Below are 26,857 nucleotides of genomic sequence, written 5' to 3' on the forward strand. Positions count from 1 at the left end.
TGACTTGGGTTAGAATTCATATATTCACAACACTATAACATGCAGCTGCCTGGTGCATGCGTCAATCCATGGCAGTGACTATGAGTATCCATTATGTTCGAAAACCTTAGTAACAGACTACAGCAAGTCGTCAAAACCCTGCGCGGGCATGCCCGCCTCACGGAAGAGAACATCACTGACGCCATGCGCGAAGTCCGCATGGCATTGCTGGAGGCAGATGTAGCCTTGCCCGTGGTTAAGGACTTCGTCAGCCAGGTCAAGGAGCGTGCAGTTGGCCGCGAAGTGTTGCAAAGCCTGTCTCCTGGCCAGGCCGTGATCCAGGTCGTGCATGAAGAGCTCACGCGCCTCATGGGCGAACAAAATGTTGGCCTCAATCTTGCCACCAATCCTCCCGCCATCGTTCTTATGGCGGGCTTGCAGGGTTCCGGTAAAACCACGACTTCTGCCAAGCTGGCAAGATTGCTGAAGGCCGATAAAAAGAAAGTGCTGCTGGCCAGCGCCGACGTTTACCGTCCTGCAGCGATCGAGCAGCTGAAAACCCTGGCGAAGAGTCTGGAGGTAGACTGCTTTGACTCTAATGCGACACAAAAACCGGCCGATATCGCCGCCCAGGCGCTCGACTTCGCTAAGCGTCATTTCTATGATGTGCTGATTTTTGACACCGCAGGCCGGCTTGGCATTGACGAAGCCATGATGGCAGAAATCAAGCAACTGCATGAGATACTCAGCCCGATTGAGACCTTGTTCGTGGTGGATGCCATGCAAGGTCAGGATGCGGTCAATACTGCACGCGCTTTCGGCGAAACCTTACCATTGACCGGAGTGGTGCTCACCAAGCTTGATGGTGATGCCCGCGGCGGCGCAGCATTGTCTGTGCGTCATGTCACTGGAAAGCCGATCAAGTATATCGGTGTGAGCGAAAAAGTGGATGGCATTGAATTGTTCCACCCCGAGCGCATGGCATCGCGTGTGCTTGGGATGGGCGATGTGCTGTCTCTTATTGAGCAGGCACAAAAGAACGTCGATCTGGAAGAGGCAAAAAAGCTTGCAGACAAGGTCAAGTCAGGCAAAAACTTTGATCTTGATGATTTCAAGGCACAAATGTTGCAAATGCGCAAAATGGGAGGCATGGGCGCCCTCATGGACAAAATGCCTGCGCAGCTTGCCGGCATGGCCGGACAGGTCAATAGTGAGGCCGGTGACAAGGCACTGCGCCGCATTGAGGGCATTATTAACTCCATGACCCCATTGGAGCGCCGCAAGCCCGACATCATCAAGGCCACGCGTAAGCGTCGTATTGCCGCTGGCGCAGGCGTGCAGGTACAGGAAGTGAACCGCCTGCTCAACCAATTCGGAGAAGTGCAGAAAATGATGAAAATGTTCTCTAAGGGTGGTATGAGCAAGATCATGCGCACCATGCAGGGCCGCTTTCCGGGCATGCGGTAATGAAGCCTCCTGTCTGTCTTGCACCAAAGTTGTTCGATGGCATGGGCGGATTAAAGTGAAGGAAATTGCAATCCAGCATTGACGCCAACGGTGCTTTTCTTCATAATTGCGCGCTTTCCGAGATGAGACGCTCATCTCAAGGGCCGTTAGCTCAGTTGGTAGAGCAGCGGACTTTTAATCCGTTTGTCGCAGGTTCGAGCCCCGCACGGCCCACCAGAAAAATCAAAGGGTTAGCTAAAAAGCTAACCCTTTTTTCGTTTTATACCCATATTCTCCATTGGTTTATTGTTTCCCGGCTTATTGCCTGACAGCCGCGGTTAAGGTTGCAATATGCAAACAAATCATTATCCGGACACTCATCATCGCTGGCTGGCGTTATTTGTCCTGTGTTTTGGCGTGCTCATGATCGTGCTTGATACCACGATCGTAAACGTGGCGCTGCCGTCGATCCGGGATGACCTCGGGTTCAGTGAGACTTCGCTGGTGTGGGTGGTGAATGCCTATATGCTCACCTTCGGCGGCTTTTTGCTGCTTGGCGGTCGGCTGGGCGATTTTTTCGGGCAGCGCCGTTTGTTCCTCGTCGGGATTGCATCGTTTACATTAGCCTCGCTGATTTGCGGGATGGCCGGGACGCAGCAGCAATTGGTCTGGGCGCGTGCAGTGCAAGGCGTTGGCGGGGCGGTGGTGTCGGCGGTAGCATTATCGTTGATCATGAATCTGTTCACCGAGCAGGGCGAGCGTGCCAAGGCGATGGGAGTCTACGGGTTTGTATGCGCGGGCGGCGGTAGCCTGGGCGTGCTGCTCGGTGGGGTGCTCACGAGTACCTTGAGCTGGCATTGGATTTTTCTCGTCAACTTGCCAATCGGGATCGTGGTCTATGGTCTGTGCTTGAGATTGCTGCCTGCACACGATACTGGGCTGCGGCCGCAGAAGCTGGATGTCGCTGGGGCGGTGAGCATGACGGCATCGATGATGCTGGCGGTATATGCGATTGTGAATGGCAACGAAACAGGCTGGCTTTCTGTTGAGATATTGGGCTTGCTTGCCTTGGCCGGATTGCTGTTTGCATGGTTTATCCGGTTACAGCTGCGCTTGGCTGCACCATTAATGCCGCTGAGCTTGTTTCGGCAGCGTAATGTGTCGGTTGCCAATGTGGTGGCTGTGCTGTGGGCGGCTGCCTTGTTTGCCTGGTTTTTCATGTCGGCGCTGTATATGCAGTTCGTGCTGGGCTATGACGCCTTGCAGGTGGGGTTGGCATTCTTGCCTGCCAATGTCGTGATGGCCTTGTTCTCCCTCGGTTTATCTGCCTGGTTGGTGATGCGCATCGGGATTCGCGCTTCATTGACCCTGGGATTAGTATTGGCGGCGCTTGGCCTGGGGTGGTTCGCCCGCGCGCCGCTAGATGGCCTGTTCTGGGTGGATATATTCCCTTCGATGGTGCTGCTGGGATTGGGCGGCGGTATTGCCTTCAATCCGTTGCTGCTGGCGGCGATGAATGATGTGGCGCCTGAAGATTCAGGTTTGGCGTCCGGTGTGGTGAATACGGCGTTCATGATGGGCGGCGCGGTGGGGCTGGCCGTCTTGGCAAGCATTGCTGCCGTTGTGGGACGGCAGTGGTTGGCGCAGGGGCATGCGCTGGCCGCTTCACTACTGGCGGGCTATCAGCTTGCTTTTTTGTTGGGCGCCGCGGCTGCCGGGATTGGCGCAGGGTTGACTATGCTGCTCATGCGCACGCCTGCGGCTGGATTATCGACGGTTGCAGCAAAAGTGCATTGATCTTTGGCAAGGTGTGCAACTTGTCCGGCGATCTGGACTTTTGCATGTCTGGAGCCTGACCTAAGCCAGTTGGCGCACCATATAGCAGGCACTGTGATCGTAACTCTGCAGTTTTGCCGCTGGCACGAGGTGGTTGGTTGTCTGAAAATGGTGGCGTTGCCAGAATGCGGCAGACTGATTGACGGCAATCAGCGACAGGGTATCCAGCTGCTCATGCGTAGCTTGCGCGCATAATCGGGCAAGGATGCTGTCTGTGGCCTTGAAGCCGCGTGCTACTGGCATCAAGGCAATGTCATGCAGGTAATAAGTGGTTGCTTGGCTGGGCAGTGTTTGCAGCATGCAATTAAGTTCAGGAGGTGCGTCGAGGTACCATGGATGACTGAGCAAATACCCGCAGATAGCACCGGCCTGTTCCCATATCCAGCAACCTTGCGGATATAACCGGTGGCGCTCGAAGAAAACCGCAAACTCCTCGGGGTAACCAGGATGCACTTGGGTGGCTATGTGCATGACGGCTGGCAAATCGCTGGCCTGCATCAGCCGCCATGAATTTGCGGATTGGATGACAGTCGTAGTCGCCACCGGGGCTTATTCGGCTTCTTCCTGAAGCTTGCGGCGCTTCCGTACGCTTTCCGCCAGTGTATCCAATAGGGTGACCGAGTCATCCCAACCCAGGCAGCCGTCGGTGATCGACTTGCCATACTCCAGCTGGCAACCCGGTACCAGGTCCTGTCGACCTTCATTGAGGTGCGACTCGATCATCGTGCCGATGATGCGGTCGTCACCGCTGGAGATCTGACTGGTGACATCGGCGACGACATCGATTTGGCGTTTGAATTGCTTGAGGCTGTTGGCATGCGAGCAGTCGATCATCACCTTGGCGGCAAGTCCTGCATTGGCAAGTTCGCGTGCGGCATCCTCGACACTGGCGGCATCGTAGTTGGGAGTTTTGCCGCCGCGCAGGATGACGTGGCAATCTTCGTTGCCGCTGGTGGAGATGATGGCGGAACGGCCTTCCTTGGTCACGGATAGAAAGTGGTGCGGGCTGGCTGCTGCCTTGATGGCGTCGACAGCAATGCGGATATTGCCATCCGTGCCGTTCTTGAACCCAACGGGGCAGGAGAGACCAGACGCCAGCTCACGGTGGATCTGCGATTCTGTCGTGCGTGCGCCGATTGCCCCCCAGCTCACCAGGTCGGCAGTATATTGCGGCGTGATGACGTCAAGGAATTCGGTGCCGGCAGGCATGCCGAGGGCATTGACGTCCAGCAGGAAGCGGCGCGCCAGCTCCAGGCCTTCGTTAATGCGGTAGCTGCCGTCGAGGAAAGGATCGTTGATCAGGCCTTTCCAGCCCACGGTGGTACGTGGTTTCTCAAAATAGACTCGCATCACGAGCAGCAGCTCTTGTTCGAAGCGAGGGCGCAGCGCCACCAGGCGGCGGGCATATTCCAGCCCGGCATCATAGTCATGGATGGAGCAGGGGCCAATGACAACGAGCAGCCTGTCGTCGGCGCTGTGCAAGATTTTATGAATGGCGCTGCGGGTAGCCAAGATGTTGTCCGTGATGGCGGGACTGGCAGGCAGCTCCTCAAGCAGCTCGGACGGTAATCTCAGCTCCTTGATTTCCTTGATGCGAACATCGTCAGTCGCAATTTTCTGGTATGGGCTCATTCTTTTCCTACCGCGGCCCGGAGGGTAACCAGGCATCTGGCGGTATTTGATGGTCTTCTAAAAAAGTTGATTATTATAGCTTTATGCAGGCTTTCATGCCTGGGTTTGTGTTGTGATCGAGATGATAACGCCTGTAGATGTCAACCTGGTTGCGCTGCCTCTGTAGACTTGCATACCCATGTGTGAAAGCCGGGTCCGGGGTTGTAAAGATGATCAAAATAACCGTTTGACGAGGATAGTATGCTGCCCTTGGGACAGGTAAAGATGGCAGTCGCAGACGATGAGAGTGGTATATAGCCTGCGATACGGCCATTGGCATCGTAGCCGGCGATCAGCTTGTAGAAAATACGCCGGTTGCCCTCCTCGGCAATCTCGGAAGCGGTCCAGCACATTTCGCCGTAAAAATAGGCTTCGATCTTGTCTTCCCGATAATCGGCAAATATGATTCCGCCGATGACTTGGTCATGATCTCCTGGCATGAAGTTGTCATGGCGCTTGCAGATGGCCAATGCACTCGTGGCATGCAACGACAGGGCGACGAAGAGAAGAATGGCGGGCTTGTTCATGCTGATTCTTTCATAGGGAGCAAGGCGGTCAGGTGATGTTTTTATCATCCGCAAGCATTGGGCCGAGTCCGGTGAACTCTTTATTGACGGTTTGATCTCATTGATTATTAGCTAATAGAATAATAGCTATTCCATATATCAAGATATCAAGCTTATCAATTCAGTAGCATTTCTTCCATCTGACTTGTACCTATGTGAAGGCGAGCTTGTCCAAGCCAGGCTCTGAGACGGGAGGCCGGCAATCAGCTGGCTGTTGCATGCCATCAAGTCGGTCATCATCTAGAAACCTTGATGAACTTCTTAATATTGGATGGTCGGATGGTGCTAGGCAATGGGAGACGCCAGAAAGGATCAATTTTGTATCGTGCGGTGAGAAAAGGTGTCATTGTGGTTGCAACGGTGGTACATGGTGCTGGGATATGGCCATTGTTGGCTGCAGCAGATGAAATTCGTCTGAAAAACGGGGACGTCATTACAGGCAAGGTCGTGCGCAAGTTCAATGAGAAAGTGGTGTTCAATACTTCCTATGCCGGTGATATCCAGGTCACCTGGTCAGAGATTGAGAGCATCAAGACAGATGAGCCGCTGGCCATTACATTGACGGACCGTACTAACCTGAAGACGACACTGGACAGCTACGAGAATGGCAAGGCCATGATCAAGCTAGTACAACTGGATGAAGAGGGTGAGGAGGAAAGGGAGCATGAGGAGAAAGAAATCTCATTGTCCGACTTGCTCTATATCAACCCGACACCTGAGCTTTCCGGTGTCGGTGTCAATTGGAGTGGTCGCATCAATCTTGGCGGCTCCGTTACACAGGGGAATACGGACACTACCACCGTCCGCCTGGATGGCGAGTCGATTGCACGTACGCTCAACCATCGCCTGACAGTAGGTGCCGTCGTCAATCGCGCCACCAACAATGGTCAGAACACGCAGTTCAATAACCGATCCTCCATCAAGCTGGACCGTTTCATCAGCAACAAATGGTATGTCTATGCCAATAACACGCTGGAAAATGACCGTTTTCGCGATATCAAGCTGCGGACAACCACTGGTGTCGGTAGCGGTTACCAAGTGTTTGAACGGCCAGGTCTCAACCTCTTCGTCGAAGGCGGCTTGAATTATGTGTCGGTCAATTATTACGAAGCCGAGAAGGAAAGCTATCCTGGCGCACGCTGGGCGTTGAAGTATGACCAACGGGTCTTCGGTGGCAGTACCCAATTCTTCCACGAGCATGAGGTCCTGCTTGGCCTTGATAGCGCCAGCAATGCATTGGCCTTCACCAAAACGGGATTGCGATTTCCCATCGTCAACAATTTCAATGCCTCCATCCAATACAACCTGGATTGGGCTGGCCAGCCTGCGGATGGACGCAAGCACACGGACAGCGCTTTGATATTCAACCTTGGCTATGTGTGGCAGTAAGTGCCGTCATGAACGCCGCCTTTTGCGCCAATCGGCAATTCGCTGTTTACGCATGATATGGCGCAGTAAGGCGGCGATCGCAATAAAGCTGACGAGGTGGGCCAATCCTGCGTAAATACTAAGCAACAGGACGTGTGAGGACGTATTTGTCATTGCCAGCGGCAAGACTGCAATCAGTGTTGCAAGCAGGATCAGAGGCATTGCCAAGCTCTCCATACCGACTCAGGATGTATTGCTTGTAAAGCAGGAATCACACCAGCCCAGCAAGCCTGAAATTCAATCTTTCCAGTATCCCGCCGTTAATTGATCAGGAGGCGGATTTACTTTCTCTCGTGCCGGTGTGTAGATCCGGCAGGCCAAGTGGCAATTGGCGCATCATTTTCATCTCAAAGAACCTAACAACATGTTTTCTGATCAGGGAAGCCATTTCAGTATCGCGCCAGGGGGGTGGAGCTTCTACTCCCCCTTGATTGTGGCGGTCCTGATCGGTATTTCACTGCTCGGTATAGCATGTTATATCCACGAGTTGGAGCGTCAGGCCAGGGTCAAGGAAGAGCGGCATTACGTGGCGATGCTGGCGGCAGGGGTGCGTGCGCGGATCGAGGGAGAGCTAAACAGTTCCATCCATCTCGGTCTGGGGTTGTCCACCTATGTCGCTGCCAACCCCGATATCAATGCCGACAGTTTCAACCGTGTCGTTGCCAGCCTGGTGCATTATAGTCGCCACCTCAAGGCCATTACCATGGCGCCGGATAATGTGGTGCGATATGTGTATCCCCTTGCAGGAAATGAACAGCTGCTTGGAGTGCGAAACCCGCCCTGGGAGGCTGGTCGCGAGGTGTCTCTGGAGGAGTCCAGGCATCCGGAATTGATCGGGCCGGTCAATCTGGTGCAGGGTGGGCGTGGCATGGTGCACCGACTGCCTGTGTTCGTCCCTGTCAAGGATGGCGGAGAGTCTTATTGGGGGACGGCTTCGATCGTGCTGGACATTGATAGCCTGCTGAAGGCGGCGGGCTTGCAAGTGCGCGGGCCGGTGTTGAGCTATGCCCTGCGGCGTCTGAACGACCATGGCCAGGTCGAAATGATCAGTGGGGACAGCAATTTGTTCAGCCACCACCCGGTGATGCTGGAGATTAATCTTGGGGCACATGGTGATTGGCAGCTTGCCGGTATGCCAACCAGTGGGTGGGGGCGCCTGGTGCAACAGAATGACTGGGTTTTCTGGGTCGGGGTATCGTTGGCCCTGGCATTGGCCACACTTGCCTATGTCTGGTTGCGCACCATTCAACAGCTGCGACGGCGTGATGCCCGGATGCGCTTGGCTACCAGTGTATTTGCCTCTTCCAGCGAGGGGATCCTGATTGCCAACCCTAACGATGAAGTAATCGGCATCAATCCCGCCGTGACTGCGTTGACGGGATATTCGGTACAGGAATTGCTGGGTAGGCCGGTCAGCTTTCTCGCACCTGAACAAACGGTAGCGGAAAGCAGGCGGCAGGCTTCTTTCTCCATCAGCGAGAAAGGCGTCTGGCAAGGGGAAGCCCTGATAAAACACAAACAGGGATATACCTTCCCCGTGGCACTGACGATTACCACAGTGACCGGCGAAGACGGCAGGGTCGAGTGCTATATCAACACCTTCAGCGATATCAGTGAACGCAAGGCAAACGAGGCCAGGATCCATGACTTGGCGCATACCGATACACTTACCGGCCTGCCGAACCGGATGAGCCTCTATAGTGGACTGGAAGAAAGGCTGGCAAATGTGCAGCCAATCGGGGTCATGATCCTCGACCTGGATAATTTCAAGATCATCAACGATACGTTGGGGCACCATGTTGGCGACCAGTTGCTTGTAGAGGTGGCGCGGCGACTGGTGTGCTGTGTAGGCGAACAGGGCATGGTCGCCCGGCTTGGCGGGGATGAGTTCGTCATCGTCCTCGATTGCCCGCAGGCAACGCAGATTGTAGGCCGTGTGGCAAAGGAGGTGTTGCAGCGCCTGGCGCAGCCTTACCTGATTGAGGGCTACGAACTGCACTCATCTTCCAGCATCGGCATCGGGGTATCCCCGCATGATGGCAGCGATCCGTATAGCTTGCTCAAGAATATCGATACCGCGATGTATGCGGCCAAGTCTTCAGGCAAGAACAATTTCAAGTTCTTTACCGAAAAGATGCGCGAGCAGATCAACGAGCGCATGCAGATGGAAAACCATTTGCGCCAGGCGATATTGCGCAATGAGTTCGAGCTGCATTACCAGCCGCAGGTTGACCTTGGCACTGGGCGCATCATCGGCATGGAGGCGCTTGTGCGCTGGAACCATCCTGAGTGGGGTATGGTACACCCGGAAAAGTTCATCAGGGTTGCAGAGGAGTGCAATCTGGTCATCCCGCTCGGCGAATGGGTATTGTGCGAAGCGTGCAGGCAAATCAGTCAATGGAGCCGCCAAGGCTTGGAGGCGGTGTGTATTTCTGTCAATATTTCCGCGCGTCAATTAAAATCCAGGTATCTGTTCACGCTGATTGACAATCTGATGATGACACATCAGATCAAGCCCGGCATGCTTGAGCTTGAGATCACGGAGAGTGCGGTCATGGATGATCCCGAGCAGACCATCCCGCGCATGAAGGAACTGAAAAACAAAGGGGTCGCGTTAGCCATTGATGATTTCGGTACAGGATATTCCTCACTGAGTTATCTCAAGCTGTTGCCGTTGACGCGCCTGAAAATAGATCGCTCCTTCGTCAAGGATATCGAAACAGACCCGAATGATGCGGCGATATGTGCCGCTACCATTGCATTGGCACGCACTCTAGGCCTGGGCCTGGTGGCGGAGGGCGTTGAAACTGAAGCACAATTGGAATATTTGCGTGCCCAGGGCTGTGATAGCGCCCAGGGATATTATTTCAGCAAACCCCTGCCGGCAAACAACATTATGGCGTTTGTTTCCCGCCATCAGCAGGAGGTAATGTCGTCCTGATGCGATGACATCACGACAGGGATAAAGGGGAGCGGTTGCGTAGGCTAGTCATATTGATTCTGCTGCTGGTTTGCCATGCCTCGGCCTGGGTGCAAACTGCAGCATTGCGCTTGGATGACAGCCTTGATGTGGCGTCTGCCGGGCCTTTCCTGCAATATCTGGAGGATCCCGGTCACCAGCTCAGGCTACAGGATTTGCCTGCCTTGCAAAGCGGTGCGTGGCAGCCGGCGCTGAATGAGCGGGGTAATGTCAACTTGGGCTATTCGCGTTCCGCTTACTGGTTCGCGCTACCCGTGTCCGTGGTTTCCAATGACGTTGAAGACCGCCTGCTCGAAATCGCGTTTGCCTCCCTCGATCATGTCGAGGTGTATAGCCCGGACAGCCGTGGCGTCTACCAGCAGCAAGTGGCGGGCGACATTTACGCCTTCGACCAGCGGCCTTATCCGCACCGCAACCTGGTATTTCCCCTTCAGTTACCTCCAGGAGAGCATGTCCTTTATATCAAGGTGGTGTCGCAGGGAACCCTGACCGTCCCGGTCAACCTCTGGCAAGTCGAGGCCATGCATATACATGACCAATCTGCCTATTCCTTGCTGAGCTTGTATTATGGCGCTCTGCTCGCCCTGTTTTTCTACAATTTCCTGATCTATCTCTCCACCCGCGAAACCGTTTTCCTGTTTTACGTGGCTTTTGTCGGCAGCATGGTCGTGGCCCAGGCGTCGTTGAATGGCCTGGGAAACCAGTTTCTCTGGCCCAGCTGGCCCGAGTGGGGTAATGTCGCCCTGCCTTGCGGCATGGCCGCCACCGGATTCTTCGGGGTACTGTTCAGCCGTATTTTCCTGAATACCCGGGGAAACTTTCCGCGGCTGGATCGGGTCATGCTGGCGTTTGCCGTATTGTTCGCCTTGATCATGCTTTCCCCGCTGGCCTTGGCATATCAGCATTATGCGTTGCTTGTTTCATTGTCCGGGATATCGTTTTCACTGTTCGTTACCTGGGTGGCAGTTGTATCCTATATGCGCAGGAATCCGGGCGCATTTTACTTTCTGTTGGCCTGGGGCGCCGTACTGGCAGGTGTCGTGATCTTGGGATTGCGCAATCTAGGCTGGGTACCGACCAATGTATTCACCATCTACTCCATGCAGATAGGTTCTGCCATCGAAATGCTCATGTTGTCGTTTGCCCTGGCTGACCGGATCACCGTGATGCGCAAGGAGAAGGAACAGGCCCAGCGCGATACACTGAACGCCAAGCAGGCATTGGTGGATGCCCTGATCAAGACTGAGCAGGAGCTGGAGGAGCGGGTCGCCTTGCGCACCAAGGAAATCGAGGCAGTCAACACCCAGTTGCGACACAAGGAGCGCGAGCTGCGTTATATGGCACTGCACGATGCGCTTACGGGATTGGCAAATCGTACGCTCATGAACGATAGCCTCAAGCGCGCACTCGCCCGTGCAGCCAGAGACAAGGGCATAGTGGCCGTGCTGTTGATCGATCTCGATGGGTTCAAGGGGATCAACGATACTTATGGCCATGCTGCCGGTGACTTGGTGTTGCAAGTCGTGGCCGCTCGCCTGCGTAAAGTGACGCGGGTAAGTGATGTGACCGCGCGCCTCGGGGGAGACGAGTTTGTCGTGGTCCTGGAAGATATCCATGGGGTTGATGATGCGGTACGCATTGCTGAAAAGCTGATCCGCGAGTTGGAGCGGCCTGTGGAGGGCGGCTTGCAGATTTCCGCCAGCATTGGCATTGCATTAAGCGTTGAGGGGCAGCTGGCAGAGGATGCTTTGTTGCGCCAAGCGGACAAGGCGATGTATGAAGCAAAGCTGGCAGGGCGCAACCGTTGGCATGTATCGGCTGAGATTTTTATGACCGCATAAGTCGCCGGGCAGCAACTTTCCACCACTGCGTGTGTCATTTTAAGCTGGAGCTCTGCTGCAGGGCCTTCCTGTATAGATCAAATTTAAAAGGCAGCATATGCATATCATCAAGAAGTACAAAAATGTTTATCTTTCCTTGGTCCTCCTGGTGGCGGGTATTGCCCTGTTCTTTGCCGGCGCGGGCTTATACCATATGCAATGGTGGCCTTTCGGCCAAGGCTATTTTGCCAGCGTTGACGTGGATGAAATAGTGCCAGAGCCGCGTCAGGTCAAGTTGACATCCATATTCGGCACGGAGGATCTCGAAGTCCGCGAGCTGCCATTCAGCGATCAATATCCCACGGGACCATTCGAGATGCTGGGCAACAAGCATTTTCTTTTCATCACGAAGTGTGGGGAGGTTTATTTCACCAGGATCAACGAGTCCGGCGAGATCGAGATCACCAAAAATGCTGACTCCTTGACCAAGCCAGGCCTGGATGAGCGCGAGGAGAGCAAGGGCGATGACTATGATGGCCTGGTGTATTGCAAGGAACTTGCCGGAGTCAAGGACTCACTATTGGTTGGCAATACCCTGTATGTGGTCTATACCACCTGGGATCATGAGGCAAATGGCGCAAGGTTGGCGGTGTCAGCGTTCGAACTTGACCAGGAGCAATCCGAACTGACTTTTAGCAAGGATATCTTCCTGACTTACCCTGCAGTCAAGGAGCCTTTTCTTGGCCATCAGGTTGGCGGCAAGCTGGTGCTGGGAGCGGATGACGATACCATGTTCCTCAGCGTGGGGGATTTTTCCAAGCCCGATGGCGTTCAGGATCCGTCCACTGCGCTTGGGAAGATGATCAAGATCAACCTGAAGGATGCCAGCGCCGAGATCTATGCCAGTGGATTGCGTTCACCTTCTGGCGGCCTGTATTTCGACCGGGATAGCAACGAATTGTGGGAAACCGAGCATGGCCCGAAGGGCGGGGACGAAATCAACCTCATCAAGCAGGGCCGCAATTACGGCTGGCCGTTGGTGAGCTATGGCACCTTGTATGAACGCGAGGGCATGGGGAATTACTACGGCAACAAGTATAACTCTCATGAGGATTTCGAGAAGCCGGCATTTGTGTTCAACCCATCCATCGGTGTGGGGGCTATTGCCAAATATCCAAAGACCGGTAAGAACGAATATTGGGAGGGAGGGTTCTTTGTCGCTGGCATGGCCGCCAACTCCCTGCTATACATGCGCAAGGAAGGGGAGCGCCTAGTGTATGCCGAACCCGTATTGCATGATTACCGTATTCGCGCACTCAAGATCGACAAGAACGGGCGCTTCTTCATTAAGACAGATAATGACCAGTTTCTCTGGATGGAGAAATAGCCAGTACGCCGCCAGGCTGATTTCAGCCTGGCGGTAGGGAATACCTGTTACCCAGGCGCGCGACAGCACTGGGTATCGGGCAAGGTCAGCAAGTGGTGCTGCAATGCATAAAAAATGAAGTCGGCATTGCTCTTGAAGTTGAGTTTCCGCAATACCCGGCTGCGGAATACGCTGACTGCGCCTGCGGTGACGTTCAGTTCACGCGCGACAGTGGCGATGGTTTTACGTTGAATGAATTTCAGGAACACCTGGAACTCACGCTTTGAAAGTTGTTCATGGGGCAGGGGCGTCTGCTCGGACTGTAATGCCTGCCTGAGCGTATCCGGCAGGTGATGCTTTCCGCTGTAAACCGTCTCGATGGCTTGAACGAGATCATGTTCGCTAGCATATTTGTCTAGGTAGCCCTTGCAGCCGCAGCGGATAAAATTGAGCAGGAAGTGCTCGTCCTCGCTACTGCTGAGCAGCAGCACCGGGATATGGGGCGCAATGCCCCGCAAGTGAGACAACAGTTCCAAGCCGTCTCTCTTGCAAGACGATACGCACACGATGAGAAGGTCAAGCTGACGCCTGGCCCGCAATTTCCTTATCTTTTCCTCGTCAATACTTGCCAGCACATGCTTGATCTGCATTTCCTTGCGCTGGGAAAGCAAGTGGCTGAGCGAGTAATTGACCAGGCTGTCCTGGCTGATCAATGCGATTTTTTTCATGGCGCTCAGTATGGTGCAATGAATAGATGGCCTAATCCTACCCCCAATGTGATGAGGAAGCTGTAGGACAACATAGCGCCCCCGTGTAGGAAAAAATGAGACCTTCCCCGTCCTTGCAGGCACGTAGGATCGATCTGACATGCATTCGAGCAATTTGCCTATGATCCTCCTGCTCTGCTTGTCTTAATCTGCACATCAGCCGCATCCGAGGCTAGAAATACAACAACCACTCAATATGTTAGGAGGCAGATATGGCAACGTTGCATAGTGAAGCATCAAGGAGGGATGGCTGGTGGGTTTTGCCTATTTCATGGCGGGCAATCCTGGCCGGTTTAGCCGTGGCGATCGCAGTACAACTGGTATTGAGCCTGCTGGGTACGGGCATAGGTTTCAGTTTTGTGGAACCGGCTGAGCCAGGTGGCACCCCCTCGGCTGAGGCATTTGGTATTGGGGCATCATTGTGGTGGATCGTCTCATGGATATTTTCGTTGACGGCGGGGACCATTGTTGCCGTATTGTCTTCCGATGAGGTCACCCGCTGCAGGGGCGCATTACTTGGGATTGTCATCTGGGCATTGGCGACCATTGCGGGCGCTTGTTTGTTCACCAATCTGGCCGGCGGCGTATTCAAGACCACTGCTGGGGCGCTGGGTGTCGCTGGCAGTAGTGCGGTGGCTGGCGGCGGTGCATTGCTGGCAACCAACGGGACTGGAAACGAATTGATGCAGGAGATAGAAGCATTTTTCCGTAACGCCAAGGACAATGTGGATCAGCAGGTAGTCGGTGAGCAACGCGGCAGGAGCCATGGTGGCGCTTACTGGCATGCGCTGAGCCGCTACCTCACCAATACCGATGAAGCAAGTCGGGTGATAGACCGCGATCGTGTCGTCACTGCACTTGCGGATGCGGCGGGCGTATCGCGTGAGCAGGCTGACGAAGAGGTGAGAAAGCTCGAGGAGGCTTATGCAGCCGGGAAGGAAAGAGCCAAGGAAGCAGCTGAGAAGGCCGCTGAAGCAGCCGCCCAATTTGCGCTATGGGCCACGCTGGGCTTCCTACTGAGCCTGGTTGCTGCGGTAGTAGCCGGTGCCCTCACTGCACGTAGCGTCGCCCAATCAGCCACCAAGAATACATATTAATCAGTTAAAGGAGAGAGAGATGCCTTATATCATTGCATGGTTACTGGGAGTGCCCATTACTGTCCTGGTATTGATCTGGCTGATTTTTTAAACAGCCTTGTTGATGAACCAAATATAAAGCCCCACTGGATGGGGCTTTATATTTGCGTGCGCGGGCAAAGGTGTCAGCGCCGTCTGACAAAAACTATCATGGCCGTCCTATGGGGAGGCACGTCCAGGGTGGATATGATGGGCTTATAGATTAGCAGGCAATGCCAATGCGAATTAGTTTCAGGATGCTGACGAAAATTTCGTATTGAGTCCTCACTAAACGGCATGTGCCATGCATGATTATTAAGGAGAACAAGATGAAATCAATCTTTCGAGTGCTCGCTCTATCGCCCCTCATCGTTATTGCCAATACTGCATCGGCCGTGGAAATGTGTCGGGGTGAATTACCGCATGTTCCGCCATTGCCCATGAGTAAAGGGGCAATGGTGAGTATTAGTGGTCATGCCATATCCACTGGGGAAGGCATGCACCAACGGGTGTCGGACAAACAGGCGCTGAAGTCATATCGCGTCGAGCCATATCAACGCCCTGTATTGGTAGGCAAAGGGCTTTGTCATAAAGGACCTGGCGCATTCAATACAAGCACCGTCAAGATGTGATACTCCCCCCTCTCTCGCTCCAGTCGTGCTTCATGCAGGCATGACTGGCCGCCATGATGATGAATAAGGAAAAGAAATGAGATTATCCAAGTCTAAATGGTTTGCAGCTATTATTGCGTTGGTGTTGGTCTGGGTTGCCTTCAGCCAGATACGCATGCTGGATGGCACAGCTGTAGACACTGCCAAGACCGCCGCGTTGAAGCATATTGAGAATCCTGAATCTGCCAAGCTGGAGAATCTGGAGGAAGTCCGTCACGGCGACATGAGTGTCGTTTGTGGAGATTACAGCGTAAAGGATGATAGCGGAAATTACGGCCCGGGCCAGAAGTTTGTCGTTGAAATCCGCGAGGGCGAAGAAGCGAGGTTCAGCGAGTCGGATGAGGACATTACCCAATATTGCAATCTATCTGGCAAATCCTGATATTGAAAAGTTGATACCCAGCGATATCAGAAGATATTCTGATGTCGCTGGGTGTTCTTCAATTCCGGGCTGATGGGGCGATGACGGGCCAGCGGTCATCCATCCATGCATATTCCTCGGGTGGTTCGGTGGTAATGACATAAATCCGGCGCTCGTCGTGATGGGTAGCGATGATACCCTTGATGGCATGACCAGGCGGAATATCGATCCAGTGAGGATTACGCTGGGGGTCGCGGCTCAGGAATTCTTCTGCAAGGAGATCCACAGGCTCTGGCTTGAGCTTATCCCATTTACCTTGCTCCAAGGATGCTTGACGGGCCCAGCCACCCAAGAAGAAGCCACCCTCCTTTTCTTCCAGGTTATTGCCCCATCGCAGCCACTTGATCTGGCCTTCAGCGCTACGGATTGGCAAGGCGGCCTGGGGATCGGGATACTCGATACGTTTTTCCAGACCCGTATTGTCGGTTAATTTGATGCCTCTGCACATGATACTGTCCTCTAATACAATGAAGTTTATTCTAGAGGCATCGTATTAAGAATTGATTAAATGACGTAGCCTGTATTTTCTTATCCTGCTGTAGGAGTTTTCCTAAAAGTGGAATTGTGTAACCAAGATATTTCTATGTATTGAAATTTATGCTTTTGGTATACTGCTTGAGTTCTTTGATAAGGAGCCATACAAAATGAAAACAATAAGTAGATTGATTGGCTTGCTGGCTGCGGTGGGTTGGATGACTGCAGCCAACGCTGATCTCGCAGACGTTGAGGCTAACCTGGGCCGGCTCAAGGTGCCGGAGGGGTTCAAGGTGGAGGTCTATGCCGAAGTGCCGGGCGCACGGCAAATGGCACTGGGAACTTCCGGTACAGTCTACGTCGGCACTCGCGGCAACAAGGTCTATGCTGTCGTGGACAAGAACAAGGATCACAAGGCAGACGAGGTGATCACTATCCTTGATGACCTCAAGGTAGGCAATGGTGTCGCCATGTGGGAGGGGAATCTCTACGTGGCCGAGCAGCACCGCATCACCCGTTACGCCGCCCCCGATTTTGACCTCAACCTGCCGTTCAAGCAGATGCGCGAGGTGATTTACGACCAACTGCCCGACAAGGTACATCATGGCTGGCGCTATATCGCCTTCGGCCCCGACAAGAAGCTCTATGCGACGATTGGCGCGCCATGCAACGTCTGTGACCCGCAAGGCATCGAAGCATCCATCATTCGCATGGATCCGGATGGCAAGAATGTGGAGGTGTTTGCCAAAGGCGTGCGTAATTCGGTCGGCATGGATTTTCAGCCGGGCACCAATGTCCTGTATTTCACCGATAATGGTGTGGACATGATGGGCGATGATATTCCGCCTGACGAACTCAATGCTGCTCCCCAGGCTGGACTGCATTTCGGTTTCCCTTACGTCGGTGGCCGGGATGCGCGTCCTAAGGACTGGCAGAACAAGAAGCCGCCCCAGGCCGTGACGCCGCCTGTTGTCGAATTCCAGGCGCATAGCGCAAACCTGGGTTTCAAGTTCTATACCGGCAAGCAGTTTCCCCGTGATTATCAGGGCAATGCCATCGTTGCCCAGCATGGTTCATGGAACCGCAGCCAGCCCGTCGGTTACCAGCTGATGCGTGTCGTGTTCGACGAGCAGCATCAGGTCAAGTCGCACGAAGTTTTTATCGAGGGATGGCTCAACGATGGTGAAGCATGGGGTCGTCCTGTTGACGTATTGCAGCTCAATGACGGTTCCTTGCTGGTATCGGATGATTACAGCGGCGTCATCTACCGCGTCAGCTATGGCGAGTCTTCTGCCGCTGCTGCGCCTGGCCGTGGCCAGGCGTCCAAAGTGACCGGCTTGAACATGCCGGAGTCTGCTGTTGCACATCCAGACGGGCGTATCTTCGTCAGCGAGATTGGCGAGTTCGGCAAGTCCGGTGACGGTAAGATTACCGTGATCAACAAGGACGGCAGTCGCCGGACGCTGGCCGACGGTTTGAATGACCCCAAGGGGCTCGACCTCTTCAACAATCAGCTGTATGTCGCGGATATGGACCAGGTCGTGAGGGTTGGTCTGGACGGCAGCAAAACCGTCATTGCCAAGTCCGGGGACTTCCCGGAGAAGCCAATGTTCCTCAATGACATTGAGATTGATGGGCTGGGCAACGTCTATGTCTCGGATAGTGGGGACGATGATGGCAAGCATGGCGCGATCTACCAGATATCCCCTGAAGGGAAGATCACCCAGCTGATCAATGACAAGTCCGGCATCAAGCGTCCGAACGGGCTGTTGCTGGATGGCCCCGGCAAGCTGCTGGTGGCCGATTTCGGCAATGGCAAGCTATTCCAGGTGAATTTTGCCAGCAAGAAGGCGAGCGTCACGCTGCTCAACCAGGGCTTTGGCGGCGCTGACGGGCTGGTGCGCGATACTGATGGGTTGCTTTATGTCAGCGACTGGGCCGGCGGCAAGGTCTGGCAATTGACTGAGCCGCGCGCAACGCCGCAATTGATCACCGAAGGCCATCAGTCTGCCGCTGATATTGCCCTATCGGCCGATGGGCGCTTCCTGCTGGTGCCTGATATGAAGGCTGGCGAGCTGGTGCCATTGCCCATCAAGTAAGCAAGTAAGCCTGGACATTTTCCATCCAGTAAAAAAGCCGGCATGTCGCCGGCTTTTTTACTGGATGGGGACTTTAATCAAGTATTGGTGAGTGGGGCTTTCGCCGTATCCGGCAGGTGCATATCCAGTTTTTTTGCCAGGAGCAGGGCCCGTTTCCTTCGGTTGGTGTCATGGATTTGCTGGTCTATCAGGCTCAGCACATCTTCGACCCTGAGGACGTCCTGGTAAGCCTGAATATTGTCCTTGAGTGTCTGGAGGACTTGAATGCTTTGTTGCGCGTCATAAATGGACTGCTCGAGGTTCTGGCCAAACATGGCGACTCCTGATGGCAAAGTGGAATAAGTGGCCTGATTCTAGATCCAACACTTGGATTTTCTTATCAGGCGAGGCTGATCTTGGCGTAGGACAGTGCCGACAAATCAGTATGCGGTAATGACGATGGCGACGCGCCCCGGCGGTTAGGGCGTCAACCTTACATTCCACTGCATTTAGAACCGGACATGCAACGCAACTTCAAGGCTGCGCGGTTCGCCCACATAGTATTGGGTGTTGGTCTGGTGGATGAAGCGCGCATATGTTTCATTCGTGAGGTTGCGGATGCGGGCGACCACGTCGGCATTCTTGCTGACGCGGTATTTTGTGTGCACGTCGAACAAGGTATAGGAAGGTACCCACATGGTATTGGCATTGTTGGCATATACGGATGCGACATAGCGCGCGCCGATGCCGGCCTGCCAGCCTGGCGTGATCTCATAATGGAGACGCAGGTTGGCCACCTGGTCGGGCACATTGATTGGGTGCCTGCCCTTGCGGGAAGCGACGCCAGTGCCGACGGCTTCATTGAAGTCGTCATATCTCGCGTTGGTCCAAGCAATATTGCCTTCTGCATGCAGCTTGGGCGTAATCTGCAAAGAAGTGGCAAGTTCGATGCCGTTAGAGGTTTGCTGGCCCACCTGGATGGTATTGTTGCGGTCCTGCGGGTCCGTCACCGGGAAATCTCTGCGCACGATGTGGTAGGCCGCGATGGTGGCGGTGCCCCGTCCGTCGAGGTAATTCAACTTGCTGCCGACCTCGACCTGGTAACCGGTGGAAAGCTTGAAATTGTTGTCCACCTGGGCTGCGCTGGCGCTGGTGAGCGTGCCGCCAGGCGGTTCCGCCGAGGTGCTGTATTGGGCATAGAGGTTGGCGTCTTCAGTGACGTCGAATACGAGGCCTGCGCGCCCGGTAAACGCATCCCAGCGCCGGTCGACCGTTGCCGGGCTGGCGCCGGGATTGTTGTCCAGGTGCAGGTCGATATGGTCGTAACGCAGCCCGGTCACCAATGACAGGCGCTGGGCCAGGAACTGGCGGTTTTCGATGAATGCGGACAAGGTCCTGGTCTTGGTGCTGCGGCCTTTCTGCAGGCCGTTGCCCATGCCGGGAATGTCGGAGAATCCGCCGGGATCCGGATTGCCGGGCGCAACCGTGTCGAAGACGCTGCTCACCGAAGTCGGGAACACGGTTTGCCGGTTCACGTTGTAGTCCACGCCGAAAGACCAGTCGCTTTGCAAGCCGAATAGCGCGCCCTTGTGCAGGATTTCGACCCGGTTGCCGTTAAGCTCCTGGTCATGGCGCTGCATGTAGGCGCCCGAACGCAAGATGGCGCTGTTGTCGGCGTTGTAGCGGTATACCTCGAGGTTGCGGAAATCCCGCTGGCCGGTGTAGTGGTAGAAGGTGTTGCGCAGTGAAGTCTGCGCGTTGAAATGGTATTCGGTGATGGACCGCGCCCAGGTGACGCGCTGTTCGTAACGGCCGTCCGCGACGTTGTAATTGGCAAAGCGGTTGGACGTGTCGATTTTCAACCTGCCGGCCTGCGGGTTCAGCGTCGGCGTGCCCCAGTAGGGGCTGTCTTCCTGCTCGACGTGGTGTTCCAATGCCAGCGTATGCGACAACTCTGGCGTGATGTCGGCCAGCCATGACAACGCCAGGCTATCCGCCTCGCGTTGCTGCCGGTCGATATAGCCGTTGCTGGTGTTTCGGCTGAAATCCAGGCGTATCCAGTTGTTGCCGTTCAGCGCATGGTTCAGGCCGAGAGCGGTTTCCATCGTGTCGTAGCGCGCATAGCTGATGCGGGCTTCGCGAATTTCCTCGTCGCGAGTCGCGAGCTTGGTGACATAGTTCAGGCTGCCGCCGATGGAGCCGCTGCCGTAGAGGAAGGAGGAGGGGCCGCCCACCAGTTCCACTCGGTCGTAGACCCAGGCGTCCACCGGGCGGTTGGCGCTGTTGTACTGCAAGCTGATGCCGTTGAACAACTGGTTGACCTGTGCGCCGGTGAATCCCCTGTAGGCAACGAATCCGCCGTGCCCGGGAGGCGCAGAGGCATTCACGCCGGGCAGGCTGTTGGCCGCATCCTGGAAATTGCGCGCGCCCGTTTCCTCCATTTGCTGGCGGCTTGCCACCGCGACCGAGGCGGGGTTCTCGCGGATGGTCAATCCGAGCCGGGAGCCTGCCTCCGACGGCTTGTCGATGTTCAAGCCCTGCTGGTGCTTGATGGGGGCTGCCTTGACGTGCACGGTGTCCAGGGTCTGGGTGCCGTCCGGCTGGTTCTTTGCCTGGGCGGATTCCTCTGCATAGACATATGAAATGCCCATGGCCGAGGAAAACATCCCGGCAATCAAGGCCCTGATCAGGAATGGGTATGGTGTCGTCATATTGGGTCGAGAGGCAATGTGCGAACGCGTCGCGATCGTGGCAGGCATGGCTGCCACGACACGGGGCGTATCGGCAGTTTTTTGTTATGAGGGGGTGAAATATAGCAACATCGCCGGCTTGGGATAATGTGACAAATTGTCGCAGCCGGCGGCAACCTTAGAGCCTGCCCTGCCGGGGCAACGTACTCTATGGAAAGATCGCGAACAGGCTCTTATGCCTTGTCAGGCCCGCCGGGCCGAGCTGCCTCTACATGAGAGTTTTGTGAGTTGCGCTTAATGCGCTATACTGTTCGGTGTTGTAGCTAATTGCTTACCTTTCCTACAGCAAGTCTGAGACGTGCTGCGGTTCCCCCAATATCACCGCCACTTAAAGCCACAGGCTCCCAAAAGAGTTTTTACAGTGGTCAAACTTCCTTAACGGCAAGCCCCATACCGGACGATTTTTCCAGTCCGCAGGTGACCTCCAGCCCTCCAACCGGTTGCATGGCACCGTTTTCCGCAGCATTGCGCTGCCTGAGTAACTGCATATGAAATCACTCAACATCCAGCCTTTCACGGCCGGACGTTATTTAATCACCCCGATCTCGCATAGCAACGGGAACGGACGCTATACCGCCTCGCTGTCCATCCGCAGCGGCCAGGGAACGAGTACGCATTGCCGTATCGTCAGCTTCGCCCGCGAATTCATTTCGCGCGAAAAAGCCCTGAACCATGCCGCCACGCAAGGACAAGTCTGGCTGAAAAATCCACAGGCTTTTGCCTGATACTATTGAAAGGAAAGACCATGGCAAAAGAAGAACTCATCGAGATGCAGGGCAAAGTAGATGAAATCCTGCCGGATTCCCGTTTCCGCGTCACCTTGGATAATGGGCATATATTGGTCGCCTATACCGGCGGCAAGATGCGCAAGAACCATATCCGCATCTTGGCTGGCGACAAGGTCACGGTCGAGATGTCGCCTTACGACCTTGCCAAGGGCAGGATCATCTTCCGGCATATAGAAGCGAGCTCCTCTCGCCCGTTCAAGCCTGCCAAGCGTTTCGCCCGCTAGATAAATCCCCGCCCATAAAAAAAGCAGACATCCCTCGGGACGTCTGCTTCAAGGCACTGGCTGGCAATGCTGTATCCGCCATGGAGATGCCTGCTGCGTCAGCAATGAAGCTATGCTTTGTGCAGGCGCGTACGCTCCAGGGTTTTATTGGGACATTCCCCGAACAGCTCGCGGTAGTAACGTGAGAACAGGCTCATGTGCCAGAACCCCCATTTGGTCGCCACATTGGCGATGCTGGTCACGGAGTCAGGCGCCGATTGCAGTTCTGCGCGTACGCGGTGCAGCCTGACGTTGCGCATGTAGGCGACGGGCGTGATACCGAGCACGCGCAGGAAGGCGTGGTTCAGCGTGCGCCGGCTCACGCGCAATTCGATGCAAAGCTCGCTGATCGTCAACGGACAGCATGAGTTCAGCAAGGTGAAATCGCGCACCCGGTTGACGATATAGCGGTGGATGCGATGGTCGTAATGGTGGTTGATGCTGTCCTTTGCCTGCACCAGTGCTTGCAGGCACGTCGACATGAGGTCTTCCTCGAAATTCGGCCACATATGCTTCACGCTGGCAGACTCGTGCACATCCGAAATGTAGCGGGTGCCGCCCACCAGCGAAGTCATCAGCCGGTTGGCGATGGTGGAGGATATCTGCTCCACCGCCTTCACCTTCCTCATGATTTCCCGCAGGTCGACCCACTCCACCAACGCGGCATATTCTTCCAGGCGTTGTGCGGAAATGACGGCGGCGGCAATTTCGGAACAATGCGAGGTGCGGAAAAGCAGCTCGGTGTTTTTGTTCAGCGTAATGAGGGAATCCTGCTTGACCGGGAGCATCCCCCAGGTGGCCTCGCCCTCTATCATGGTCGGCAGGCCGATGACGTAGGTGTCGGCCGGTGCGCTTGCCAACTGGTCCACCGCGCGATTCATCTTTTCGCGGAAAATCTGTATGCCCTGACAGGAGACGCTGGTGACCGCGCCGGAAAAAGCGCCCTTGTCCAATTGGGTGTAATCTTGTTTCCAGAAAGGCAAGGCTTCCGCCTGTTCCAGCACATCCTTGGGCCGGCGGTCGACCAGGTGCAATTCGTAGCTGCCCCGGGAGCCGCTACCCAAAAACTGTTCTTGAATATTCACGCTTCTCACTCCTCCGGGCCTGACTCTTGATCGGCCCCGATCCTGGAATCATGGGATTCCCGGTCGAGGCTCCGGTCGGCCTTTAATTTTTCATCGTGTAGTACGTTATTTTCTGCCCAGTTGAAACCGTCTTTTGAATGCTTGTTCTTAAATTAATACAGACTGGTAAGTGTAACTGTAGACCTTATTGATTTGGGCCGATAGCAAGAATTGGCAATACTCCTCTGCTCGCTGGATACATTTCTCAACGCTGGCCGGCAACATGGCTATCCGGCAGGCTGGGCGCGAGTTTGGCGAGAGCTTCCAGCTTTTGCCAAGGATGAAAAAAGTAACGGGTAGGAGGCTGCCGGCCGTGTCTGTGGCGCCAAGTATTGCCGTTTTTTAATAACGTCGCCTGGCTGACCCGTGCAGAATGACCAATATAGTTTGTCATCCGGCAACCATACAGCAAGGCATAGAGATCATGGCGTACAGGCAGCACAGCCTTCATTATTATTTAGAGAGCATTGTCGCGGCGGCGGCCCGTATCAGTAGCTATATCCATGGCATGGATGCGATGGACTTCTACCAGAACAAGCAGGCGCGGGATGCCGTGCTGTGGAACTGCGGCGGGATCAAGGGCGCATGCCGGCGCATCCAGACCCATTTTCCTTCGTTTGCCGCCAATAACCGGGATATGCCGTTTGGCGATATCTACCGCAGGCTGGATGCCGCCATCAAGCTTTATCACGATGCCGACTTGAACATGGTCTGGGAGATCGTGCATGCCGAGCTGCCGGTACTGTCGGCGCAAATAGCCACGGTGCGGGCGCATTATGAGCAATCCAACGACACCTTGAGCTTGTGGCGCTTCAATGATGCCAGCATGGCCGACGGCTGATGCCGCCGTGAGATGTTGCCGATTATTGCTAACGAGTTTGGCCGCTTATCAAGGATGATGGATTTTTAAGATTGTTGGGAGTTCGCGAAATGGGTAGTTTCAGTATTTGGCATTGGCTGATCGTGCTTGCGGTCGTCACCATGGTGTTCGGGACGAAGCGCTTGCGCAATATGGGGAGCGACCTGGGCGGCGCCTTGAAGAATTTCAAGGAAGCCTCGAAAGACCCCGACGCAACCTTGAGCGACAAGCCCTGATATGTTCGACGTCGGATTTTCAGAAATGCTGGTGATCGCCGTGGTGGCCTTGATCGTGCTTGGCCCGGACAAGCTGCCCAAGGTCGCGCGCACCTGTGGCATGCTCTATGGCCGGCTGCAGCGTTATGTCTCCGGCTTCAAGCAGGACATGGAGCGCGAGCTCGCCCTGGACAATATGCGCAAAGCCACCGCGGAGGCCCAGCAAAAGCTGCTGGCCCTGCAAGCCCAGCTGTCTGAAATCCATCCGGAGAGCGCCGGGCTGGCCGAGGTTGAGCCCGTCAGCCAGGCAAGCCCAGAGATTCAAACGGAGAAGTGAGGCCGCCATGGAGCAGGACGGGTTTCTCAGCCACTTTTACGAACTCAGGACGCGGTTCATCCGCATCATCGCCGGCATGCTGGTTCCCTTGCTGGCGATCCTGCCGTTTGCCAACGAGCTGCATGGCTTTTTCGTCACCCCGTTACTGAACCAGTTGCCGGCCGGCGGGCAGATGATCGCCACCTCCGTCACTTCCCCGTTCCTGATCCCGCTGAAGATAGCGTTTTACGTCGCCGTCGCCGTCAGCCTGCCGCATACGCTCTACCAGGTGTGGAAGTTTTTCCAGCCCGGGCTATACCCGAAGGAAAAGCTCATCAGCGTGCTGGGCGTGGTGTCCAGCGTGATCCTGTTCGTCATCGGCGCCTGTTTCGCTTTCTACCTGGTCATCCCGGTCGTGATCAAGTTCATCGTCGGGACTGCGCCCGAGGGCGTGGCGGTGATGACGGAAATTGGCAGCTACCTGGATTTCCTGGTCTCGATCATGCTGGCTTTCGGCATCTCTTTCCAAACCCCGATCATCGTCGTCGCCATTGCTGCGCTGGGCATAGTCGAACTCAAGACCTTGCGCGAGATACGCGGCTACGTCGTGGTCGGCGCCTTCGTCGTCGGCGCCATTTTCACCCCGCCCGACATCATTTCCCAGTTCATGCTGGCGATTCCCCTTTGGCTGCTATACGAGCTGGGCGTTTTCATCGCCATGCTGGTGGTTGCAAGGCGGGCGGCAGTGCCCGCCCTGCCTGACGCTTGAGGCAGAGTTCGCCGCGCGCTCATGGTCTCTTGGACTCCAGGCGTGCGCGCTGCAGCGTATCGATGGGACATTCCCCGAACAGCTCGCGGTAATAGCGGGAAAACAGGCTCAGGTGCCAGAATCCCCACTTGGTGGCCAGGTGCGCAATGCTGATGACTTCGTGCGGCGATTGCTGCATCTCGAAGCGCACCCGGTGCAGCCGCAGGTTGCGGATATAGGCCACGGGCGTGATGCCGAGCACCCGGATGAATGCATGGTTCAGCGTTCTGCGGCTGACGCGTAGCGATTTGCACAGCTCGCCTATGGTCAAGGGCAGGGCGGAGTTGGAGAGCGTGTAGTCGCGCACGCGGTTCACGAGGTAGCGCGGCAGGCGCTGGTCGAAGTGCGGATGGATATTGCCCCTGACATGCAGTAGCGTATGCAGACAGGTCGACAGGAGGTCGTCCTCGAAATTCCGCCACATCTGGTGGGCGTGGATGTTATCCGCGATATCCGCCTTGTACTGTATGCCTCCCTGCAAGGCGCTGAGCAATTGCTGCGCAATGTCGGGATGCAGCATTTCAACGGGCTTCAAGCCTTCCATGACTTTGCTCAGGTCTATCCACTCGACCTCGGCCGCATAGGTCTCCAGCCTTTGCGCGGGAATCACCGCTGCCGTGATTTCTGAAATATTGGAGGTCTTGAAATAGAGCTCCGCATTCTTTTCCAATGTGATGAGGGAGTTTGTTGTAATGGGAAGCAGGCCCCAGGTGGATTCCCCATCAACCAGGGTCGGCAATCCCATGACGTAGCTATCCACAGGGGCGCTGGCGATCTGGTCCACCGCCTGGTTCATCGTTTCGGTGAATATCTGCAAGCCATCACAAGAGACGCTGGTCACGGAGCCGGAAAAAGCGCCTTTGCTGAGCTGGGTGTAGTCCTGCGACCAGAATGGTAGTGCCTCTGCCTGTTCCAATACATCTGAAGTTGAGCGTTCTACTAGGTGCAAAAAAGGGCAAGCCCCAGGGGCGTTGCCCATAAAATCTTCTTTAAAACCCATTATGTTTACCCCTCCGTATAGGCTTTAATTTCGGGCTTATACCCTGTTTTTATCAATTTATTTAAATTGTAGTGATCTACTTGTTTTTAATTTTCAATCATTTCCCCTGCATCTAA

27 protein-coding genes and 1 tRNA gene are annotated in these 26,857 nt (G+C 55.1%); 17 read left to right on the forward strand and 11 right to left on the reverse strand.

Annotated elements, in window-relative coordinates; genetic code table 11:
* The first annotated feature begins 93 nt into the window (after positions 1-93).
* The 3 genes from ffh to MFLA_RS02675 all read left to right on the forward strand — a co-directional run bounded on the left by ffh (position 94) and on the right by MFLA_RS02675 (position 3,222).
* Positions 94-1,446 carry a signal recognition particle protein gene (gene ffh, locus MFLA_RS02665; protein ID WP_011478889.1) on the forward strand — a complete coding sequence of 451 codons (1,353 nt, stop codon included), beginning with the start codon at positions 94-96 and terminating at the stop codon, positions 1,444-1,446.
* A 140-nt stretch (positions 1,447-1,586) separates the two neighbouring features.
* A tRNA-Lys gene (locus MFLA_RS02670) sits at positions 1,587-1,662 on the forward strand.
* 114 nt (positions 1,663-1,776) lie between these two features.
* Positions 1,777-3,222 carry a DHA2 family efflux MFS transporter permease subunit gene (locus MFLA_RS02675; RefSeq protein WP_011478890.1) on the forward strand — a complete coding sequence of 482 codons (1,446 nt, stop codon included), beginning with the start codon at positions 1,777-1,779 and terminating at the stop codon, positions 3,220-3,222.
* A gap of 60 nt (positions 3,223-3,282) precedes the next feature.
* On the opposite strand, the gene MFLA_RS02680 is transcribed toward MFLA_RS02675, so the two are convergent.
* The 3 genes from MFLA_RS02680 to MFLA_RS02690 all read right to left on the reverse strand — a co-directional run bounded on the left by MFLA_RS02680 (position 3,283) and on the right by MFLA_RS02690 (position 5,459).
* The gene (locus tag MFLA_RS02680; protein ID WP_229407134.1) at positions 3,283-3,732 is read right to left on the reverse strand and encodes a GNAT family N-acetyltransferase; all 450 of its coding nucleotides are present in this window, start codon (positions 3,730-3,732) and stop codon (positions 3,283-3,285) included.
* 78 nt (positions 3,733-3,810) lie between these two features.
* A complete protein-coding gene (gene aroG / locus MFLA_RS02685; protein WP_011478892.1) occupies positions 3,811-4,893 on the reverse strand; it encodes a 3-deoxy-7-phosphoheptulonate synthase AroG in 1,083 nt (360 codons plus the stop codon).
* A 140-nt stretch (positions 4,894-5,033) separates the two neighbouring features.
* Complete coding sequence (locus MFLA_RS02690; protein WP_048811519.1) at positions 5,034-5,459, reverse strand: hypothetical protein; 426 nt, start codon at positions 5,457-5,459, stop codon at positions 5,034-5,036.
* 387 nt (positions 5,460-5,846) lie between these two features.
* Between MFLA_RS02690 and MFLA_RS02695 the strand changes: the two genes are divergently transcribed.
* Complete coding sequence (locus MFLA_RS02695) at positions 5,847-6,887, forward strand: DUF481 domain-containing protein (RefSeq protein ID WP_011478894.1); 1,041 nt, start codon at positions 5,847-5,849, stop codon at positions 6,885-6,887.
* Between the two features lie 6 nt (positions 6,888-6,893).
* Here the strand turns inward: MFLA_RS02695 and MFLA_RS02700 are convergent, their stop codons facing one another.
* Positions 6,894-7,088: a hypothetical protein gene (locus MFLA_RS02700; RefSeq protein ID WP_195742057.1), complete on the reverse strand. Its 195-nt coding sequence runs from the start codon at positions 7,086-7,088 to the stop codon at positions 6,894-6,896.
* A 202-nt stretch (positions 7,089-7,290) separates the two neighbouring features.
* On the opposite strand from MFLA_RS02700, the gene MFLA_RS02705 reads away from it, so the two are divergent.
* The 3 genes from MFLA_RS02705 to MFLA_RS02715 all read left to right on the forward strand — a co-directional run bounded on the left by MFLA_RS02705 (position 7,291) and on the right by MFLA_RS02715 (position 13,113).
* Positions 7,291-9,867 carry a bifunctional diguanylate cyclase/phosphodiesterase gene (locus MFLA_RS02705; RefSeq protein WP_011478895.1) on the forward strand — a complete coding sequence of 859 codons (2,577 nt, stop codon included), beginning with the start codon at positions 7,291-7,293 and terminating at the stop codon, positions 9,865-9,867.
* Between the two features lie 35 nt (positions 9,868-9,902).
* Positions 9,903-11,747: a diguanylate cyclase gene (locus MFLA_RS02710; RefSeq protein WP_011478896.1), complete on the forward strand. Its 1,845-nt coding sequence runs from the start codon at positions 9,903-9,905 to the stop codon at positions 11,745-11,747.
* A 97-nt stretch (positions 11,748-11,844) separates the two neighbouring features.
* Positions 11,845-13,113, forward strand: a complete 1,269-nt coding sequence (locus MFLA_RS02715; RefSeq protein ID WP_011478897.1) for a PQQ-dependent sugar dehydrogenase — start codon at positions 11,845-11,847, stop codon at positions 13,111-13,113.
* A gap of 47 nt (positions 13,114-13,160) precedes the next feature.
* Here the strand turns inward: MFLA_RS02715 and MFLA_RS02720 are convergent, their stop codons facing one another.
* Positions 13,161-13,820 carry a response regulator transcription factor gene (locus tag MFLA_RS02720; protein ID WP_011478898.1) on the reverse strand — a complete coding sequence of 220 codons (660 nt, stop codon included), beginning with the start codon at positions 13,818-13,820 and terminating at the stop codon, positions 13,161-13,163.
* Between the two features lie 251 nt (positions 13,821-14,071).
* Here MFLA_RS02720 and MFLA_RS02725 point away from each other — a divergent pair, with 251 nt between their 5' ends.
* The 3 genes from MFLA_RS02725 to MFLA_RS02735 all read left to right on the forward strand — a co-directional run bounded on the left by MFLA_RS02725 (position 14,072) and on the right by MFLA_RS02735 (position 16,027).
* Positions 14,072-14,956 (forward strand): hypothetical protein, encoded by an 885-nt coding sequence (locus MFLA_RS02725; RefSeq protein ID WP_011478899.1) that lies wholly within the window; start codon positions 14,072-14,074, stop codon positions 14,954-14,956.
* A 347-nt stretch (positions 14,957-15,303) separates the two neighbouring features.
* On the forward strand, positions 15,304-15,606 hold the full coding sequence (locus tag MFLA_RS02730) for a hypothetical protein (RefSeq protein WP_195742058.1): 303 nt from the start codon (positions 15,304-15,306) through the stop codon (positions 15,604-15,606).
* Positions 15,607-15,682: 76 nt separating this feature from the next.
* Complete coding sequence (locus tag MFLA_RS02735; RefSeq protein ID WP_011478900.1) at positions 15,683-16,027, forward strand: hypothetical protein; 345 nt, start codon at positions 15,683-15,685, stop codon at positions 16,025-16,027.
* Positions 16,028-16,085: 58 nt separating this feature from the next.
* Here MFLA_RS02735 and MFLA_RS02740 read toward each other — a convergent pair whose 3' ends face one another.
* On the reverse strand, positions 16,086-16,514 hold the full coding sequence (locus tag MFLA_RS02740) for a hypothetical protein (protein ID WP_011478901.1): 429 nt from the start codon (positions 16,512-16,514) through the stop codon (positions 16,086-16,088).
* Between the two features lie 196 nt (positions 16,515-16,710).
* On the opposite strand from MFLA_RS02740, the gene MFLA_RS02745 reads away from it, so the two are divergent.
* Positions 16,711-18,639 (forward strand): SMP-30/gluconolactonase/LRE family protein, encoded by a 1,929-nt coding sequence (locus tag MFLA_RS02745; protein WP_011478902.1) that lies wholly within the window; start codon positions 16,711-16,713, stop codon positions 18,637-18,639.
* Positions 18,640-18,716: 77 nt separating this feature from the next.
* Here the strand turns inward: MFLA_RS02745 and MFLA_RS02750 are convergent, their stop codons facing one another.
* From MFLA_RS02750 to MFLA_RS14990, 3 genes are all read right to left on the reverse strand, one after another.
* Positions 18,717-18,953, reverse strand: a complete 237-nt coding sequence (locus tag MFLA_RS02750) for a hypothetical protein (RefSeq protein WP_011478903.1) — start codon at positions 18,951-18,953, stop codon at positions 18,717-18,719.
* Between the two features lie 174 nt (positions 18,954-19,127).
* Positions 19,128-21,329 (reverse strand): TonB-dependent receptor, encoded by a 2,202-nt coding sequence (locus tag MFLA_RS02755; protein WP_229407136.1) that lies wholly within the window; start codon positions 21,327-21,329, stop codon positions 19,128-19,130.
* Positions 21,330-21,733: 404 nt separating this feature from the next.
* Positions 21,734-21,856, reverse strand: coding sequence for a hypothetical protein (locus tag MFLA_RS14990; RefSeq protein ID WP_267864441.1), 123 nt, complete (start codon positions 21,854-21,856; stop codon positions 21,734-21,736).
* On the opposite strand from MFLA_RS14990, the gene MFLA_RS02765 reads away from it, so the two are divergent.
* Positions 21,857-22,093: a hypothetical protein gene (locus MFLA_RS02765; protein WP_011478905.1), complete on the forward strand. Its 237-nt coding sequence runs from the start codon at positions 21,857-21,859 to the stop codon at positions 22,091-22,093.
* 20 nt (positions 22,094-22,113) lie between these two features.
* A complete protein-coding gene (infA, locus tag MFLA_RS02770) occupies positions 22,114-22,380 on the forward strand; it encodes a translation initiation factor IF-1 (RefSeq protein WP_011478906.1) in 267 nt (88 codons plus the stop codon).
* Positions 22,381-22,490: 110 nt separating this feature from the next.
* Here the strand turns inward: infA and MFLA_RS02775 are convergent, their stop codons facing one another.
* On the reverse strand, positions 22,491-23,504 hold the full coding sequence (locus MFLA_RS02775) for a helix-turn-helix domain-containing protein (RefSeq protein ID WP_011478907.1): 1,014 nt from the start codon (positions 23,502-23,504) through the stop codon (positions 22,491-22,493).
* A gap of 463 nt (positions 23,505-23,967) precedes the next feature.
* On the opposite strand from MFLA_RS02775, the gene MFLA_RS02780 reads away from it, so the two are divergent.
* The 4 genes from MFLA_RS02780 to tatC all read left to right on the forward strand — a co-directional run bounded on the left by MFLA_RS02780 (position 23,968) and on the right by tatC (position 25,702).
* Positions 23,968-24,384 (forward strand): HepT-like ribonuclease domain-containing protein, encoded by a 417-nt coding sequence (locus tag MFLA_RS02780; RefSeq protein WP_048811525.1) that lies wholly within the window; start codon positions 23,968-23,970, stop codon positions 24,382-24,384.
* Between the two features lie 89 nt (positions 24,385-24,473).
* Entirely contained in the window at positions 24,474-24,638 is a 165-nt protein-coding gene (gene tatA / locus MFLA_RS02785; RefSeq protein ID WP_011478909.1) for a Sec-independent protein translocase subunit TatA, read from the forward strand.
* A 25-nt stretch (positions 24,639-24,663) separates the two neighbouring features.
* Positions 24,664-24,954, forward strand: coding sequence for a Sec-independent protein translocase protein TatB (gene tatB / locus MFLA_RS02790; RefSeq protein ID WP_229407139.1), 291 nt, complete (start codon positions 24,664-24,666; stop codon positions 24,952-24,954).
* A 7-nt stretch (positions 24,955-24,961) separates the two neighbouring features.
* Positions 24,962-25,702 (forward strand): twin-arginine translocase subunit TatC, encoded by a 741-nt coding sequence (gene tatC, locus MFLA_RS02795; RefSeq protein ID WP_011478911.1) that lies wholly within the window; start codon positions 24,962-24,964, stop codon positions 25,700-25,702.
* A 19-nt stretch (positions 25,703-25,721) separates the two neighbouring features.
* Here tatC and MFLA_RS02800 read toward each other — a convergent pair whose 3' ends face one another.
* A complete protein-coding gene (locus MFLA_RS02800) occupies positions 25,722-26,741 on the reverse strand; it encodes a helix-turn-helix domain-containing protein (protein WP_011478912.1) in 1,020 nt (339 codons plus the stop codon).
* Positions 26,742-26,857: the final 116 nt, after the last annotated feature.

It is taken from the genome of Methylobacillus flagellatus KT (assembly GCF_000013705.1).
Taxonomy (GTDB): domain Bacteria; phylum Pseudomonadota; class Gammaproteobacteria; order Burkholderiales; family Methylophilaceae; genus Methylobacillus; species Methylobacillus flagellatus.